This is a genomic window from Cellulomonas carbonis (genome assembly GCF_014636275.1).
Lineage (GTDB): Bacteria > Actinomycetota > Actinomycetes > Actinomycetales > Cellulomonadaceae > Actinotalea > Actinotalea carbonis.
Genome location: NZ_BMEB01000001.1, coordinates 70,888 through 87,336, shown reverse-complemented (window position 1 = coordinate 87,336; position 16,449 = coordinate 70,888). Strand labels below are relative to the sequence as shown.

At 73.4% G+C, this 16,449-nt stretch carries 11 protein-coding genes; 2 read left to right on the top strand and 9 right to left on the bottom strand.

The annotated features are described in order from the left end of the window. Positions 1 to 38: 38 nt before the first annotated feature. The 4 genes from IEV86_RS00400 to IEV86_RS00385 all read right to left on the bottom strand — a co-directional run bounded on the left by IEV86_RS00400 (position 39) and on the right by IEV86_RS00385 (position 5,853). Complete coding sequence (locus tag IEV86_RS00400) at positions 39 to 1,844, bottom strand: glycoside hydrolase family 13 protein (protein WP_043603865.1); 1,806 nt, start codon at positions 1,842 to 1,844, stop codon at positions 39 to 41. After that, a complete protein-coding gene (locus IEV86_RS00395) occupies positions 1,841 to 2,752 on the bottom strand; it encodes a sugar ABC transporter permease (protein ID WP_188484569.1) in 912 nt (303 codons plus the stop codon). The genes IEV86_RS00400 and IEV86_RS00395 overlap by 4 nt, the downstream gene beginning before the upstream one ends. Positions 2,753 to 2,765: 13 nt before the next feature. Then, positions 2,766 to 4,394, bottom strand: a complete 1,629-nt coding sequence (locus tag IEV86_RS00390; RefSeq protein ID WP_438501593.1) for an ABC transporter permease subunit — start codon at positions 4,392 to 4,394, stop codon at positions 2,766 to 2,768. 217 nt (positions 4,395 to 4,611) lie between these two features. Next, entirely contained in the window at positions 4,612 to 5,853 is a 1,242-nt protein-coding gene (locus tag IEV86_RS00385) for a sugar ABC transporter substrate-binding protein (RefSeq protein WP_043603874.1), read from the bottom strand. A 199-nt stretch (positions 5,854 to 6,052) separates the two neighbouring features. Here IEV86_RS00385 and IEV86_RS00380 point away from each other — a divergent pair, with 199 nt between their 5' ends. After that, entirely contained in the window at positions 6,053 to 7,099 is a 1,047-nt protein-coding gene (locus IEV86_RS00380) for a LacI family DNA-binding transcriptional regulator (RefSeq protein WP_229734419.1), read from the top strand. Positions 7,100 to 7,347: 248 nt separating this feature from the next. Further along, entirely contained in the window at positions 7,348 to 9,126 is a 1,779-nt protein-coding gene (locus IEV86_RS00375; protein WP_043603880.1) for a glycoside hydrolase family 13 protein, read from the top strand. Here IEV86_RS00375 and IEV86_RS00370 read toward each other — a convergent pair whose 3' ends face one another. The 5 genes from IEV86_RS00370 to IEV86_RS00350 form a co-directional block, all read right to left on the bottom strand. Continuing rightward, positions 9,127 to 10,605: an outer membrane protein assembly factor BamB family protein gene (locus IEV86_RS00370; RefSeq protein ID WP_043603884.1), complete on the bottom strand. Its 1,479-nt coding sequence runs from the start codon at positions 10,603 to 10,605 to the stop codon at positions 9,127 to 9,129. Between the two features lie 57 nt (positions 10,606 to 10,662). Beyond that, on the bottom strand, positions 10,663 to 12,111 hold the full coding sequence (locus IEV86_RS00365; protein WP_043603887.1) for an outer membrane protein assembly factor BamB family protein: 1,449 nt from the start codon (positions 12,109 to 12,111) through the stop codon (positions 10,663 to 10,665). Between the two features lie 95 nt (positions 12,112 to 12,206). Then, positions 12,207 to 13,748, bottom strand: a complete 1,542-nt coding sequence (locus IEV86_RS00360) for an alpha-amylase (protein ID WP_188484512.1) — start codon at positions 13,746 to 13,748, stop codon at positions 12,207 to 12,209. 8 nt (positions 13,749 to 13,756) lie between these two features. Beyond that, positions 13,757 to 14,962 carry a tRNA dihydrouridine synthase DusB gene (gene dusB / locus IEV86_RS00355; RefSeq protein WP_438501594.1) on the bottom strand — a complete coding sequence of 402 codons (1,206 nt, stop codon included), beginning with the start codon at positions 14,960 to 14,962 and terminating at the stop codon, positions 13,757 to 13,759. A 55-nt stretch (positions 14,963 to 15,017) separates the two neighbouring features. Then, positions 15,018 to 16,406: a glycine--tRNA ligase gene (locus IEV86_RS00350; RefSeq protein ID WP_043603893.1), complete on the bottom strand. Its 1,389-nt coding sequence runs from the start codon at positions 16,404 to 16,406 to the stop codon at positions 15,018 to 15,020. Between the last annotated feature and the right edge of the window lie 43 nt (positions 16,407 to 16,449).

The following is a 16,449-nucleotide window of genomic DNA, read 5'->3' as shown; positions in this document are numbered from 1 at the left end:
CGGCACGCCACGGCACGCCACGGCACGGCACGGCGCCGTCAGGCGAGGCGCCAGACCCCGACCCCCGGACCGACGCCACCGACGTGCAGCCCGTCGGGCCCGAGGGACAGCGGCACCGACCCGTGCAGCGCCTCCGGCTCGCCCGTCGCGAGCGAGGCGGGCAGCGTCACGCCCGACCACGGTGCGCGGGCGGCCACGACGAGCACGCGCTCATCCGCGGTCTCGCGCAGGTAGCCCACCGCGTCGTCGTCGGCGAGCACCCAGCGCAGGCCGCCGTGCCTGAGGGCGCGCGACGAGCGGCGCAGCGCGACGAGCGCCCGGTACGTCGCGAACGTCGCCTCGTCCCGGTCCGCGGGCCGGTCCCACGGCATCGTCGTCCGCGCGTGCTCGCCCGTGGTGCCCGTGGCCCCCACCTCGTCGCCCGCGAAGACCATGGGCGTCCCGGGGTACGTCATGAGCAGGGCGACCGCGACCTCGACGAGCTCGGGCGAGCCCACGAGCGTCCGGATCCGGGCGGTGTCGTGCGAGCCGAGCATGTTCCACTGCGCGGCCGTCACGGTCCACGGGACGGCGGACGCGAACTCGCGCATCGTCGCGACCATCGACCCTCCGGGACGCCGCGGACGCGCGACCGGCAGGCCGAGCATCGGGTGCTCGCCCGGTGGGGTGAGCCACGTCCAGACGGGGCGGCTGAACCCGTTGTAGTTCATGTTGGCGTGCCAGCCGTCGCCCGTGAGGTCGTCGCTCGCGTCGTGGAAGTGCTCGCTGACCAGCAGCGCGTCGGGCGAGACGTCCGTGAGCGTGCGACGGATACGGCGCGCGACGTCGTGCGTCAGGTCCTGGTCGGCGTAGCGGCCCGTCATGTTGGCGACGTCGACGCGCCAGCCGTCGAGCGCGTACGGCGGGCGCAGCCAGCGCCCGATCACCGAGTCGGGGCCGTCGATCAGGCGCGGGCCCAGGGCCGGGGCCGAGTGGTCGAGCTTGGGCAGGCTCGCGTGGCCGAGCCAGCCGACGTAGCCGTCGCGCGTCCACAGGTAGAAGGACGCCTCCTCGCTGCCCCGGTCGTCGCGCGCGCGCTCGAACCACTCGTGGCCGACGCCCGTGTGGTTCGTCGTGATGTCCCCCATGATGCGCATGCCGCGCGCGTGCACCGCGGCGGACAGCGACGCGAGCGCCTCGTCCCCGCCGAGCAGCGGGTCGACGTGGTCGAACGTGCTCGCGTCGTAGCGGTGGTTCGACCGTCCGGGGAAGAACGGCGTGAGGTACAGGACGTCCACGCCCAGCCGCTCGAGGTGGTCCAGGTGCTCCTCGATCCCGGCGAGGTCGCCGCCGTAGAGCTGACGGCCGACGTCCTGGCCCGCGATGAGCGGCTCGTCGTCCCACGCGGCGGGGACCGCCCACCCCGGCACCGGGCGCTCGGCGCCGGACCGCGCGAACCGGTCCGGGAACACCTGGTAGACGACGGCGTCGCGCGCCCAGGCGGGCGCCGGCGCGTGCACCGTGAGGCGGAAGTCGCCCGCGTCGGGCACGTCGCGGTCGTGCACGCCGCGGGCGTTGAGCCAGCGGTAGCCGCCGGGCGCGTCGAGCAGGAACCGGTACCGCGTGACGGGGTTGTGCACCTCGACCTCGGCGACGAACCAGCGCTCGTCGCCGTCGGTCCGGTCCAGGCGCGCGGGCCTGATCTCGGGCTCGCCGTCGCGGACGGTGCGCACGTGCACGGCACGCGCCGGCGACCCGGCGGGCACGCGCACGCGGACCGGGACCCGGTCCCCGAGCGCCGGCGTGCCCGCCGGGACGTACAGCTCGCTGCCGTCGTGGTGCGCCTCGAGGAGGCGTGCCGTCATCCCTTGACCGACCCCGCCGTCAGGCCGCCCACGATGTACTTCTGCAGGAAGAGGAAGAGCGCGAGGACCGGCACGGCCGAGATCACGGCACCCGCCGCGAAGAGGCCCCACTGCGCCTCGAGCAGGTCGGACACCCAGCCGAACAGCCCCACCGCGAGGGTCCAGTTGCTCTCCGACTGCAGGATCACGCGCGCGATGATGAACTCGCCGAACGTCGCGATGAAGGACAGCAGCCCGACCACCGCGAGGATCGGGGACACGAGCCGCAGGATGATCGTCCAGTAGATCTGCGCGTGGGACGCGCCGTCGATCTTCGCCGCCTCGTCGAGCTCGCGCGGGACCGTGTTGAAGAACCCGTACATGAGGAACGTGTTCACGCCCAGCGCGCCGCCGAGGTACACGCAGATGAGGCCGATCTTGCTGTTCAGGCCGAGCGTCGGGACGACGTTCCCGAGGCCGATGAGCAGCAGGAAGATCGCGACGAACGCGAGCATCTGCGGGAACATCTGGATGATCAGCAGCGCCGTCAGGCCGGCACGGCGACCCGTGAAGCGGAAGCGCGAGAACGCGTACGCCGCGGCGGCGCCCATGAGCACCGTGCCGATCGCGGTGATCCCCGCGATGAGCAGCGTGTTGCCGAACCACGTCCAGAAGAGCGTGTCGCCGAGGTCCGCGTAGTTGTTGAACGACACCGTCGAGAACAGGTCGTTCGACCCCGTGAGCGTGCCCCGCTCGGCGAGGGACGCCGAGATGAGGTACAGCAGCGGGAACGCGGCGTAGACGACGGCGACGACGCCGACGAGGTGCCGCCAGCCGAGCTCGGTCATGTACCGGCCCGGGGACATCCTCTTGTGCGGCGCGACGTCGCCGCGCTGCCCGGCACGCGTGCCGGCCACCTGGGTCCGCATCTGCGTGGCCATGTCAGTTGATCTCCTCGAGCGAGCGGGTGCGACGGAACGCCAGGGCCGAGATGGTCGCCACGATCACGAAGATGACGATCGAGAGCGCGCTCGCCAGGCCGTAGTTCTTCGCCGCCGTGCCGTCGAGGCCGGAGACGGAGTAGACCATCGAGATGAGGATGTCGGTGTGGCCCAGCGGCACCGAGGCGTCGGTGAAGCGCGGACCGCCGCGCGTGAGCATGTAGATCAGCGTGAAGTTGTTGAAGTTGAACGCGAAGCTCGAGATGAGCAGCGGTGCGGTCGACACGAGGAGCAGCGGCATCGTGACCGACCACCACGTCCGGATGCGGCCCGCGCCGTCGATCTTCGCGGCCTCGAGCACGTCCGACGGGATCGCCTGGAGCGCGCCGGTCGCGATGAGGAACATGTACGGGAAGCCCAGCCACAGGTTGACCCCGAGCACCGAGAGCTTGGCGAGCGTCGGGTCGGTGAGCCACCCGACCTCCGCCCCGCCCAGGAGCATCTCGTTGACGAAGCCGTAGCGCCGGTTGAGCATGCCGGACCACAGCAGCGCCGCGAGGAAGCCGGGGACGGCGTACGGGAGGATCAGCAGCGTCCGGTAGATCTTGCGGCCACGGAGCCTCGGGTCGTTGAAGACGATCGCGAGGAAGAGGCCGAGGAGGAAGGTCGTCAGGACCGAGAGGATCGCGAACGCGAACGTCCAGGCGAGGATCTTGAAGAACGGCGTCGCGTAGCGCGCGTCGCCGAAGGCGGTCGCGAAGTTGTCGAGACCGACGTTGACGCGCCACCCGGTCTGCAGCCGCGTGCCGTCCTCGGCGACGAAGTACCCCTCGTCGCTGGGCGTGTAGACCGCGCCGGTCGAGAGGTCGCGCATGACGTCGGCCTCCTCGTCGTACTCGAGGAAGGACTTCGCGACGAACGCGTTCCGAGCGTCCTGCGTGCGCAGCGAGCCGTCCTCGGCGTCGTCGGAGACGGGGACCCGCAGGGCCGTCACGTCGTCGGCGTTCTCGAGGATCTCCTGCCGCCCGAGCACCTCGTAGCCCGGGACCTCGCTCGCGACCCCGTCGGTCGCGGTCCCGTCGACGGTCTGCAGGGGCTGCTCGGCGGTGCCGACACGGACCTCGCCGTCGGCGTTGACGATCGCGAACCCGAGCTGGTCCCCCGCGCGCACGACGGTCACGGGGTAGGTGGGCGACCCCTCGACGCGGCGCTCGTTGGAGATGAGGAGGAACTCGATCGCGTCCTGCTTGGTCGAGTTGTGGCCGTCGCCGTAGTTGGTGAAGGCGACGACACCCGTGTAGACGACGGTGAAGATCTGGTACGCGAGGAGGAACACGAGCCCGGGGACGATGTACTTCAGCGGCAGCGCCCTGCGCGAGAAGTACACGTAGTCGGCGACGACGAGCATCGCGACCATCGACCACATGATCCCGTAGGACTCCTCGCCCCACGCGGCGAGGACGACGTAGACGCCGAGGGCGTTGACCAGCGCCATCAGGATCAGCTTGACGACGAAGCCGCGGCCGAAGTCCCTCGCGTGCGACGTCCGTCGCGGGGTCCCGGCGGCGGGCGGCTGCTCGGGCGCCATCGCCCGCGCTGCCTCGACCTGGGGTGGGTGGGGGGTGCTCATCGATACCTCCGTGCTGCGGGCTCGCCGACGCGGACGCCGGTCACCCGTGCTCCGGTCCGGGGAGGGCGGCGGCTCGCACGCGAGGGCGGCACGTCGTCGTGCCGTCGTCCCGCATCATGCCAGCAGGCGCCGGGGAAAAGGGGTCATGCGCGCGTGGCGCGCAGCCGTGGTGGTACCGGCTGCGCGCCACGCGGTCGTGCTGTCCTCCCGGAGGAGATCAGGAGGCGTCGAGCGCGCCCTGGATGTCCGAGACCATCTTCTCCCAGGCGGCCACCGGCTCGGCGGCACCGGAGACGATCTGCGCCTCGGTCACGCCCCAGAACGCCCAGACCGAGCCCATCTCGGGGATCGACGGCATCGGGACGGCCTCGGAGCCGACCTCGCGGAAGCCTGCGGTGATCGGGTCGGCCGACGCGGCGTCGGCGGCAGCGACGAGGGCGGGCGGACGGCCGCCGGCCTCGTAGAGCGCCATCTGCGCCTCCTCCGTCGCCATGAAGTTGACGAGGAAGTCGTTCGCGAGGAGGTCGTTCTCCGACTGCGCGGAGATGTAGAAGCCCTGGACGCCCACGAAGGGCTGGGCGGGCTGGCCACCCGCGCTCGGGATCGGGTCGATCTCGAGGTTCAGGCCCTCGAAGGAGCCGAGCATCCACGGGCCGCCGATGATGAACGGCGACTGGCCGTTGGCGAACGCCTCGACCGCGACGTCGTACGTCACCGCGGTGTCGAGCACGCCGGCCGCACCCTGCGCCTGGAGCCACGTCGCGAACGCGTTGCCGGCCTCGCCGCCGAGCGCGAGCTCGGGCTTGTACGAGCCGTCCTCGTTCTGCGTGAAGACGGGGGCGCCGAACGACGTCTGCAGCGGGTACATCGTGTAGGGGTCGCCCTCCTCACCCATCTGGATGAGGATCGGGTACTCGGTGCCCGCCGCCTGGCCGGCCGCGACCGCGTCGTCCCACGTCGCGGGCGCCTCGGCCGCGAGGTCGGTGTTGCGGATGAGCGCGATGTTCTCGACGGAGTACGGCAGGCCGTAGACCTGGCCGTCCTGCGTGAAGGCCGCGACCGCGACCTCCTCGAACGCGCTGCTCGCCTCGCCCAGCTCGATCGGCGCGACGACGCCGTTCGCGGTGAGCTCGCCCAGCCAGTCGTGCGCACCGACGGTGATGTCGGGACCCTCGCCGGTCGGGACCTGGGCGAGGAAGTCGGGACGGATGTCGTCGAAGTTCTTCTGGACGAGCTCGACGGTCGTGCCGGTCTCCTCCTCGAACGCCGTCGCTGCGGCCTCGACGGCCGCCTGGCGGGTCTCGTCGACCCAGATCGTCAGGCTGCCACCGTCGGTCTCGGTGGTCTCCTCGGCCGTCGGCTCGCTGGCCTCCGGCTCCTCGGTGTCACCCCCGCCGCAGGCGGTGAGGGTGAGCGCGGCGCCCAGGGCGACCGCGACGAGTGGGATGCTCCGTCGCATCGTGGGTGTCTCCAAACACGAGTCTCCAACCGGCTCCGGGCGGCATCCCTGCCGTCCGGGGCCCTGATGGACGCGACGCTAACCGCCGGGTTCGCCGTCGTGCAAGCCGTTGCGGTAACTTTCATGCAACGCTTTCGGGACCGGACGTCCGGAGCGGCGACCATCACAAGGAGGTGCTGTGTCTTCTAACCTTCCGCACGTGCGGACACGGTTGAAGGACCTCGCGGAGCAGGCTGGAGTCAGCACCGCGACCGTGTCGCGCGTGCTCAACGGGAAGGCCGGCGTCTCCTCGCAGACACGCAAGTCGGTCCTCGCCGCGCTCGACGTGCTCGGCTACGACCGCCCCGAGAAGCTGCGCACGCGCTCCGAGGGGCTCGTCGGGCTGATCGTCCCCGAGCTCACGAACCCCGTCTTCCCCGCGCTGGCCCAGTCGATCGAGAACTCGCTCGCCGAACGAGGTTTCACCCCCCTGCTCTGCACGCAGTCACCCGGAGGGACCACCGAGGACGAGTACGTCGAGATGCTCATCGAGCACGGCGTCGACGGCATCGTGTTCGTCTCGGGGCGCCACGCCGACACCTCGGCGAGCGACGACCGCTACCAGCGCCTGCGCAGCCGCGGCCTGCCGATCGTGCTCGTCAACGGGTTCGCCGAGGGCGTCGACGCCCCCGCCGTGTCGGTCGACGACACGGTCGCGGTCGAGCTCGCGTGGCGGCACCTGGTGTCGCTCGGGCACGAGCGCATCGGGCTCGCGATCGGACCGGACCGGTACATCCCGGCACGGCGCAAGCTCGCGGCGTTCACCGCGGCCCTGCGCCGGCGCGACCCGGGCGCCGACGTCGCCGAGCACGTCGTGACCACGCTGTTCACGGTCGAGGGCGGCCAGGCGGCGGGCGGTGAGCTCATCGACTCGGGGCACACCGCGATCATCTGCGCCTCGGACCTCATGGCGCTCGGCGCGATCCGTGCCGCCCGGTCGCGCGGGCTCGCCGTGCCCGAGGACGTCTCGGTCGTCGGCTTCGACGACTCGCCGCTCATCGCGTTCACCGACCCGCCCCTGTCGACCGTGCGCCAGCCGGTCACGGGCATGGGCGAGGCGGCGGTCAGCGCGCTCGTCTCGGAGATCTCCGGCACCCGCGTGCCCCGCACCGAGCTGCTGTTCCACCCCGAGCTGATCGTGCGCGGGTCGACCGGCGTCGCCAGGCCCTACGCTGAGAGGCGCAGCGGAGCGGTGTCCTCCGCCTGACGACCCGCCGGCCAGCCCGGCGCGGAGAGGCCCAGGTCCGTCGACCTGGGCCTCTGCGCTTGCGGCTCCCGGTCGGCGGCCGTCCGCCCGCCCGGCGCGGACCCGAGCCCGTCCCCCGCAGATCGCCGAGCACCACGCACGTCAGCGCCGATCACCCGCCGATCACCCGCCGATCACCCGCCCATCACGTGACCACCAGTCCGTCCCACCCGTGCGGATCCGCCGGACCCGCCAGACCCAGGAGAGCCGTGACGTCCACCCAGCCCACCGGGCTCGCCCCCGCCTCGACCACGACGACCCTCGTCCACCGCGCCCTCGAGCAGAGTCCCGAGCAGGCCGAGTGGTGGCGCGACGCGGTGATCTACCAGGTCTACCCGCGCTCGTTCGCCGACGCCGACGGGGACGGGGTGGGCGACCTCCCCGGCATCACGGCGCGCCTGGACCACCTGGCGCGGCTCGGCGTCGACGCGGTGTGGCTCTCGCCCTTCTACCGCTCGCCCCAGAAGGACGCCGGTTACGACGTCGCCGACTACCGCGACGTCGACCCGCTGTTCGGGACCCTCGAGGACTTCGACGCGCTGCTCGAGCGTGCGCACCGCCTCGGCCTGCGCGTGATCGTCGACCTCGTGCCCAACCACACGTCGTCCGAGCACGTGTGGTTCCGCGCGGCGCTCGCAGCGGCACCCGGCTCGCCCGAACGCGCGCGCTACCACTTCCGCGACGGGCGCGGCCCCGACGGCTCCCTGCCGCCGAACGGGTGGACCTCGGTCTTCGGCGGGTCGGCGTGGACGCGGACGACGGACGCCGACGGGACGCCCGGCCAGTGGTACCTGCACCTGTTCGACCCGAGCCAGCCCGACCTCGACTGGTCGAACCCCGAGGTCCGCGAGGAGTTCGAGCGGGTGCTCCGGTTCTGGCTGGACCGCGGGGTCGACGGGTTCCGGGTCGACGTCGCGCACGGCATGGTCAAGGCGCCCGGCCTGCCCGACTGGGACGGCACCTCGTCGATGATCGAGGGCGCGCACCAGGGCGAGCTGGGCTCGGAGGACGGCGCGACGGGCGCGGGCACCGCCGGGCCGATGTGGGACCAGGAGGGCGTCCACGACATCTACCGCGCGTGGCACCGCGTCCTGGCGGAGTACGAGGGCGACCGTGCCCTCGTCGCCGAGGCGTGGGTCGAGCCGCTCGCCCGCCTCGCTCGGTACGTGCGCCCTGACGAGATGCAGCAGGCGTTCAACTTCGCGTTCCTCACCACGCTGTGGGACGCCGACGCGCTGCGGTCGGTCGTCACCGAGTCGCTCGAGGCCTCCGACGCCGTGGGTGCCCCGACGACGTGGGTGCTGTCCAACCACGACGTCGTCCGCCACGCGTCCCGGCTGGGCCTCGCCGTCCCCGGGTCGCGTCCGAACGGGATCCGCGCCGAGGACCCGCAGCCCGACGCCGAGGCCGGCCTCCGCCGCGCCCGGGCCGCGACGCTGCTCATGCTGGCGCTCCCCGGCTCGTCCTACCTCTACCAGGGCGAGGAGCTCGGGCTGCCCGAGCACACCACGCTCGACGACGACGAGCGCCAGGACCCCGCATGGTGGCGCTCGGGTCACACCGAGGCGGGACGCGACGGCTGCCGGGTGCCCCTCCCCTGGTCGGCGGACGAGCCCGGCCTGGGCTTCTCGCCGACGGGCCGCACGTGGCTCAGCCAGCCCGACTCGTTCCGCGCGCTCGCGCTGGACCAGCAGCGCGACGTGCCCGGCTCGACCTACGAGACGTACCGCACCGCACTGCGACTGCGCCGCGAGTTCGCGCTCGGCACGGGCTCGCTCGCGTGGGTCGACGGTCTCGCCCGCACCCCCGGCACGGAGGTCGTGGCCCTCGTCAACCGCGAGGTCCTCGTCGTGACCGTGGTGGGTGACGGGTCGGCGGCCCTGCCCGAGGGCGAGGTCCTGCACGCGTCCGGGCCGCTGGAGACCGACGAGCACGGTCGCGTCGTCGTGCCGGCCGACACGACCGCCTGGGTGCGCCCCGCGACCTGATCAGTCCCAGCCCTCGACGCCCGCGCGGGTCTCGACCACCAGGCCCGAGCCGGCCGGCTCGACCGCGCGCGCGTCGTCGGGCAGGGGCGTGCGCCACACCTGGTGGCCGTGGACGACGTCCACGGCCACCAGGTCGGGGCCGCCGTCACCGGGCACCGCGAGCAGGAGCACGCGCCCGTCGGTCACCGGCAGCGCCGGCACCGACGCGAGGGTCTCGACGTCCCAGCGATGTGCACCCGAGCGCGCGTCGAGCGCCGTGACGCGCACCGGACCGGCGAGCAGGACGACGCTGCCCAGCTGCGTGAGGACCGACGACGACCGGTGCACCGTCGTGCGCCAGAGCTCGCGACCGGACGCGACGTCGACGACCCGGACCCGGTCCGAGCGCGACTCGACGTCGGGGCGCAGGACAAGCACGTCGTCGGCGTGCCCGTGCAGGAGCGGCACCAGCGGGACGCCGAGCCTCGACCACCGGGTCCCGTCACCGTCCAGCACAGCGGTCCGGGTGCGGCTGCCCACGGTGACGAGGACGCGCGCCCCGTCGCTGAGGAGGCCGGCCTCGGCGGTCGTCGCCACACCGTCCCGGCGGTCCGGGGGCACGTCGCCGTTCTCGAGGTCGAGGACCATCACACCCCGACCGCGGACCACGAGGGTCGTGCTGCCGATCACCGAGGCGGTCCCGATCCCCCCGGTCGCGGCCACCACACCGTCGCTGCGCACGTCCCAGCGGGTCCGCCCGTCGGTCGGGTCCCACCGGACGACCCGGACGCGACCGTCGTCCTCGGCGAGGACGTGCACCAGGTCGCCGCCGACGGCGTGCACCATGACGAGCCGACCCGTCAGCACGCTCGTGGCGGCGCGGTGACCCGACACCGGGTCCACCGACACGACGGTCGTGCGACGCCGCAGCACGTCGTCCCCGGGGACGGTGTCCCAGGTCGTCGAGTGGCAGACGGCCCGGTGCAGGGAGGGCAGCCACGCCGTGCGGTGCTCCATGACCGGGCCCGACGTGCGCGGCCCGAGGACGGCGCACCAGCCGCGCTCCCGCCGCTCGCCGACCGTCCACCGGATGTCGCCCGTGCCCGGGTCCACCCCGTGGAGCATGTGGTCGGAGGTCGAGACGAGCACCGTGCCGTCGGCGGCGCCGACCAGCCGCGCGCCGTCGAGGGACCAGCGGCGCTCGAGGACCCCGTCGACCGTCTCGAGGAAGCCGGGCAGCTCCGCGAGCGCCGCGAGCCGGGCCCGCTCGCCCCGGGCGAGGCCGAGGTTCAGGCCGACGACGGCGACGGTCGTCGCGACCACCGCGGCCACGAGCGCGCGCACACCGTGCCGGCGTCCGCCGCGTGCCCCCCGTACGACCACGGGTCGTCCGGGGTGTGGGGTGGCGGCGTGCCGTCCGGGCACCGCGACGGGCCCGTCGTCCTCGACGAGCTCGACCTCGACAGCCGCGGCTTCCGGCCCCGGCCGGCTGCCCCGCATGAGACGAGGGTACGTCCGCTTCGTCCCGGTTCGTCAGGGTCGGCGTCAGGGTCGGCCTCAGGGCGACGCCAGCATCACCAGCCGGGTCCCGCCCTGCAGGACGACGCCGCCCCGGGACGGGACGAGGCTGCCGAACACCGCCGGCAGCGGGACCCGCCACTCCTCGCGGCCCGTGTCCAGGTCGAGCGCGACGAGATCGTGCCCGAGGTCGCCCCTCGTCGCCACGAGGACGCGGGACCCGTCGGTGAGCCCGACCCCCGAGACGTCGGGTGCGGCCTCGTGCGACCAGAGCTCGTCACCCGTGCTCGCCTGCAGAGCGGCGACCTCCGCCCCCGACGCGACGACCACGACGTCGCCCAGCTGGAGCAGCAGCTGGTTCGCGCCCCGGTCGTGGCGCCACAGCTCCTCGCCGCGGGAGATGGAGTACGCCGTGAGCGCGACCCCGTCGAGGGACGTGACGACGAGCACGTCCCCCTCCGGGTCGAGGACCCCGCCGAACCCCGGGTAGCCCTCGACGTCGAGCAGCAGCTCGCCGTCCGGTCCGAGCACCTGGGTCCGCGGCATCCCGGCGTGGATGTCAGCGAGGCGCACGCTCCGCTCCCCCGACAGCTCGCGGACGACGACGTCCGCCGCGTCGTCGGGGTCCGTCTCGGTGCCGTCGGCGAGGAGCAGACCGGTCGAGCCGGAAGCCGCCCGCAGCACGAGGACCTCGCCGACGACCTCCGTGACCAGGCTGCTGCTGCCGTCCGGCGCACCGACGGCCTCGTCCGAGCGGTACGACCAGCGCACGACGTCGGCTCCCGGGTCGTACCGGACGACCTCCGCGAAGCCCTCACCGTCCTGCGAGACCACGACGACGTCGCCGTCGACCACGTGGTCGAACATCGGCTGCCCGGACAGGGCGAGATCGCCCGTCCGTCGGCGGCTCGCGACGTCGTAGACCTCGAGCACACCGGGGCCGGGCGTCCCCTCGTCGGACCACCGGACCGTCGTGCACAGGATCAGGTCGGTCCCGGGCGTGCCGAGCGGGTCGGTGAGGCCCCGTCCGCCCTCGCGGCCGACGTGGCACCACGCGCCGTCGTCCACCGCGAGCTCGAGGAGCACCTCCCCGGTGGCGGCGTCGAGGACGCGCTGCCCGCCGCCGAGGCCACCGACGAGCAGGACGTCGTCCGTCTGGTCGGAGACCCACGCCCCCTCGGCGCTCCAGACCTCCACGGGCGGCTCGGGCATGGGGCGCATGACACCGGGGACCTGCGCCCACCGCCGGACCTGCGCCGCGTCGAGCGCCACCTGGACGCCGTTGACCCCGACCACCACCGCGGCGGCGGCCGCCCCGACGGCCAGCCACGTCCTGCGGCGTGGACCGTGCGGCGGCGTCGCGGCGCCGGTCGCCGGGCCGGGTGCGGGACCGGGACCGGGACCGGCCACCGGTTCGGCTCTGCCGTCGTCGTCCGCCTCGACGAGCTCGACGTCGACGACGTCGCCCGACCCACCGCTGCGGCGCATGGGGGAAGCGTAGGTGCCTCCGGCCCCTCGCCGGCAGGGCACGAGGCCCGGCCGACGCTCGGGGCGCGGCGCCCGGCCGGAGGCCCCCGGACGGGTCAGCCGTCGCCCTCGCGGGCGCCGACGTGCACGGCGAGTGCCGTGTCGCCCGCGAGCTCGGCCGTGAGACGGCCGTCGCCGTCGACGTCGACCGTGCGCCCCGTGCACCGGCCGTCGACGAGCGCCCCGGTCACGACGTCGCAGTAGGTGCCCGCGGGCAGGCGCGTCGCGAACGTCTCCTCGAGCGGGGCCGCGTTGCCGTTGACGACGACGAACCCCGCGCCACCGCGACCGAACGCGACGGCGCGGCGCCCGACCCACACGTCCTCGACGGCCCCGCCGGCCACCGCGTCCCGCCAGCCGACCATGCCCGCGACGGGGGCCCACCGGTGCTGGCACACGAAGGTCCCCACGGCGGGACGCGCGTCCGGTCCGACGTCGTCGGCGCACGTCGCGTCGACCACCTCGCCGCCCGGGGTCTGCGGCGGGCCGGCGTCGCGGTCGACGAACGCGTACCCCGAGTGCACGACGGGCGTGCCGTGGTCCAGCGCCAGCAGGAGGACGAGCGACTGCACGTACGTCGCACCGTCCTTGTAGCTCAGCGTCGACCCGTTGCGCTCGGTGTCGTGGTTCTCGACGAAGACGACGGACCGGTCCGAGGGCAGAGCCGTGTCGAGGTCGCCGAGCTCGAGCGCGCGGTGCACGGACCCCCCGCCGACGACGGCCGCGAGCTCCTGACCGTGGAAGAAGTCGAAGACGTGGCCGTTGGACAGGTAGTCCTCGGGCCGGATGGGCTCGCCGCGCGCACCGATCACCTCCTGGAGCACGAGGGTCCCCTCCGGCAGCGCGCCGACGACCGCGCCGACGTCCTCGGCGGGCATGTGCTTCGCGGCGTCGATCCGGAAGCCCGCGACGCCGAGTCCCAGCAGGTCCTCGAGGTACGCGACGATGCGCTCGCGCACACGCGGCTCCTCGGTCGCGAGGTCCGCGAGGTTGACGAGCTCGCAGCGCTGCACCTGCGCGGCGACCTGGTAGCTCTGGATGTCGTCCTCGGGCGTGAGGTCGCAGTGGTGGAAGTCGCCCTCGGCGTCGGAGTACAGCCCCGGGTACTCGTAGTGCTCGTACGGCGACCCTGCCCAGCCCGTCCCCGGCTCGTCCTTGCCGGTCATGTGGTTGATGACCGCGTCGGTCAGCACGGCGACCCCGGCCGCGTCGCACCGCCGGACCATCGCCGCGAGCTCCTCGCGCGTGCCGAGCCGCGACTCGAGCAGGTAGGACACGGGCTGGTACGCCGTCCACCACTCCTCGCCGAGGACGTGCTCCTGCGGCGGCGAGGTGAGGACGAAGTCGTACCCCGCCGGTCCCAGGACGTCCTCGCACTCGCGCCCGATCGCGTCCCACGTCCACTGGAAGAGCTGGACGCCCGTCCCGGGGCCGTGGGGCTCCACGGGGGCGGACGCCGTCGGACCGGGCTCGGCGCCGCTGCCCGCACGGGTGCCGGCGCCACCCGTCGGGTCCGCCGTGCAGCCGACGACGAGCGCCACGGCGACGGCGGCCGCCAGGGCGCGGACGACCACGCGGACGTGCGGACGGCGGGGCACGACGTCGCTCAGCCGCCCGAGACGCTGAGCTCGGCCTCGGCGAGCGCCGACCGGAACGCGTCGTCGAGGTCGCGCGAGTCGAGCCACCCCTCGGGGAGAACGGGTCGCTTGGGCGACCCGGCGCGCCCCCGCTGCCCCTCGGCCGCGGCGCCGGGGTACGGCTGCGTGAGGTCGAGCTCACCCAGGAGGTCCTCGAGCTGCGCGAAGGTCTCGACCAGGCCGAGCCGTGCGCGCAGCGACCCGCCCACCACGTACCCCTTGAGGTACCAGGCCATGTGCTTGCGCATCTCGCGCATCGCCTTGAGCTCGTCGCCGAACTCCTCGATCATCAGCTCGCCGTGCCGCCGCACGACCGCAGCGACCTCGCCGAGCCCGGGCCGTACGCGCGCGTCCGAGCCGTGGAACGCCGCGGCGAGGTCCGCGAACAGCCATGGCCGCCCCTGGCACCCCCGGCCGACGACGACGCCGTCGCAACCGGTCCGCGCGACCATCTCGAGCGCGTCCTCGGCGGACCAGATGTCGCCGTTGCCGAGCACGGGGACGTCCGTGACGGTCTCCTTGAGGCGCGCGATGGCGTCCCAGTCCGCCGTGCCCGAGTAGTAGTCGGCCGCGGTCCGCGCGTGCAGCGCGACGGCCGCGACGCCCAGGTCCTGCGCCACGAGGCCGGCCTCGAGGTACGTGAGGTGGTCCTCGTCGACGCCCTTGCGCATCTTGACCGTCACGGGCACGCCACCGGGCCGCGCGGCCTCCACGGCGGCGCGGACGATCGCGGCGAACAGGTCGCGCTTCCAGGGCAGCACGGCACCCCCGCCGCGGCGCGTGACCTTGGGCACGGGGCAGCCGAAGTTGAGGTCGACGTGGTCGGCGCGGTCCTCCTCGACGAGCATCCGGACGGCCGCGCCGACGGTCGCCGGGTCGACGCCGTAGACCTGGACCGAGCGGGGCCGCTCGTCGTCGTCGTGCCGGATGATGCGCATCGACTCCTCGGTGCGCTCGACGAGCGCACGCGAGGTGACCATCTCGGCGACGTACAGCCCCGCGCCGTGCTCGCGGCACAGCCGGCGGAACGCCCGGTTGGTCACGCCCGCCATGGGGGCGAGCACCACGGGGGTGTCGACCGTGAGCGGCCCGATGCGCAGCGGGGGCAGCACCGGCCGACCCGCACGCGCGGGGCGCCCCGGGGCGGCGGGAGGGGTCTGCGGCTCGGCTGTCACCTCGGCTGTCACCGCACGATTGTCCCCCACGTCCCGGGGCACCCCCGTCGGGGCGTCAGGCGCCGACGAGGCGCGCACCGAGGTAGGCGGTCACCTGGTCCAGGCTCACGCGCTCCTGGGCCATGGTGTCGCGGCTGCGGATGGTCACGGCCTGGTCCTCGAGGCTGTCGAAGTCGACCGTGATGCAGAACGGCGTGCCGATCTCGTCCTGACGGCGGTACCGGCGGCCGATCGCCCCCGCGTCGTCGAAGTCGACGTTCCACGCGCGGCGCAGCTCGGCCGCGAGGTCGCGTGCGACGGGCGAGAGGTCCTCGTGCCGCGAGAGGGGCAGCACCGCGGCCTTGACGGGCGCGAGCCGCGGGTCGAGGCGCAGGACCGTGCGCTTGTCGACCCCGCCCTTGGTGTTGGGCGCCTCGTCCTCGGCGTACGCCTCGATGAGGAACGCCATGAGGGACCTCGTCAGGCCGGCTGCCGGCTCGATGACGTACGGGACCCAGCGCTCGTTCTTGGCCTGGTCGAAGTAGGAGAGGTCCTGGCCCGAGTGCTCCGAGTGCGTCCGCAGGTCGAAGTCCGTGCGGTTCGCGATGCCCTCGAGCTCACCCCACTCGGAGCCGGTGAAGCCGAAGCGGTACTCGATGTCGACGGTGCGCGTCGAGTAGTGCGAGAGCTTCTCCTGCGGGTGCTCGTAGAGCCGCAGGTTGTCCCGGGAGAGCCCGAGGTCGACGTACCAGTCGGTCCGTGCGTCGATCCAGTACTGGTGCCACTCGGCGTCCGTCCCGGGCTCGACGAAGAACTCCATCTCCATCTGCTCGAACTCGCGCGTGCGGAAGATGAAGTTGCCGGGCGTGATCTCGTTGCGGAACGACTTGCCGATCTGGCCGATGCCGAACGGCGGCTTGCGGCGTGCGGTCGACATGACCTGGGCGAAGTTGACGAAGATGCCCTGCGCGGTCTCGGGCCGGAGGTAGTGCAGGCCGGACTCGTCCTCGACCGGGCCGAGGTACGTCTTGAGCATCATGTTGAAGTCGCGCGGCTCGGTCCACTGACCGCGCGTGCCGCAGTTCGGGCACGGGACGTCGCCCAGGCCGTTCTCGGCGGTGCGGCCCTTCTTCTCCTCGTACTCCTCGACGAGCTGGTCCTCTCGGAACCGCTTGTGGCACGAGAGGCACTCGGTCAGGGGGTCGGTGAAGACGCCGACGTGGCCCGACGCGACCCAGACCTGGCGCGGCAGGATGACCGACGAGTCGAGGCCCACGACGTCGTCGCGGCCCGTGACCATGGTCCGCCACCACTGCCGCTTGATGTTCTCCTTGAGCTCCACGCCGAGCGGCCCGTAGTCCCACGCCGACCGGGTGCCGCCGTAGATCTCCCCCGACGGGAAGACGAAGCCCCGCCGCTTGGCGAGGTTGACGACGGCGTCGAGACGGGACGGTGCTGCGGCCACGGTTGCTCCAGGGGCGCTCGGCGGGTCCGCACGTGGCTCGCGC

Coding starts and splice junctions, on each gene's coding strand:
- IEV86_RS00370 (WP_043603884.1), bottom strand. CDS start 10,605: ATGCGGGGCAGCCGGCCGGGGCCGGAAGCCGCGGCTGTCGAGGTCGAG.
- IEV86_RS00400 (WP_043603865.1), bottom strand. CDS start 1,844: ATGACGGCACGCCTCCTCGAGGCGCACCACGACGGCAGCGAGCTGTAC.
- IEV86_RS00385 (WP_043603874.1), bottom strand. CDS start 5,853: ATGCGACGGAGCATCCCACTCGTCGCGGTCGCCCTGGGCGCCGCGCTC.
- IEV86_RS00395 (WP_188484569.1), bottom strand. CDS start 2,752: ATGCGGACCCAGGTGGCCGGCACGCGTGCCGGGCAGCGCGGCGACGTC.
- IEV86_RS00390 (WP_438501593.1), bottom strand. CDS start 4,394: ATGAGCACCCCCCACCCACCCCAGGTCGAGGCAGCGCGGGCGATGGCG.
- IEV86_RS00365 (WP_043603887.1), bottom strand. CDS start 12,111: ATGCGCCGCAGCGGTGGGTCGGGCGACGTCGTCGACGTCGAGCTCGTC.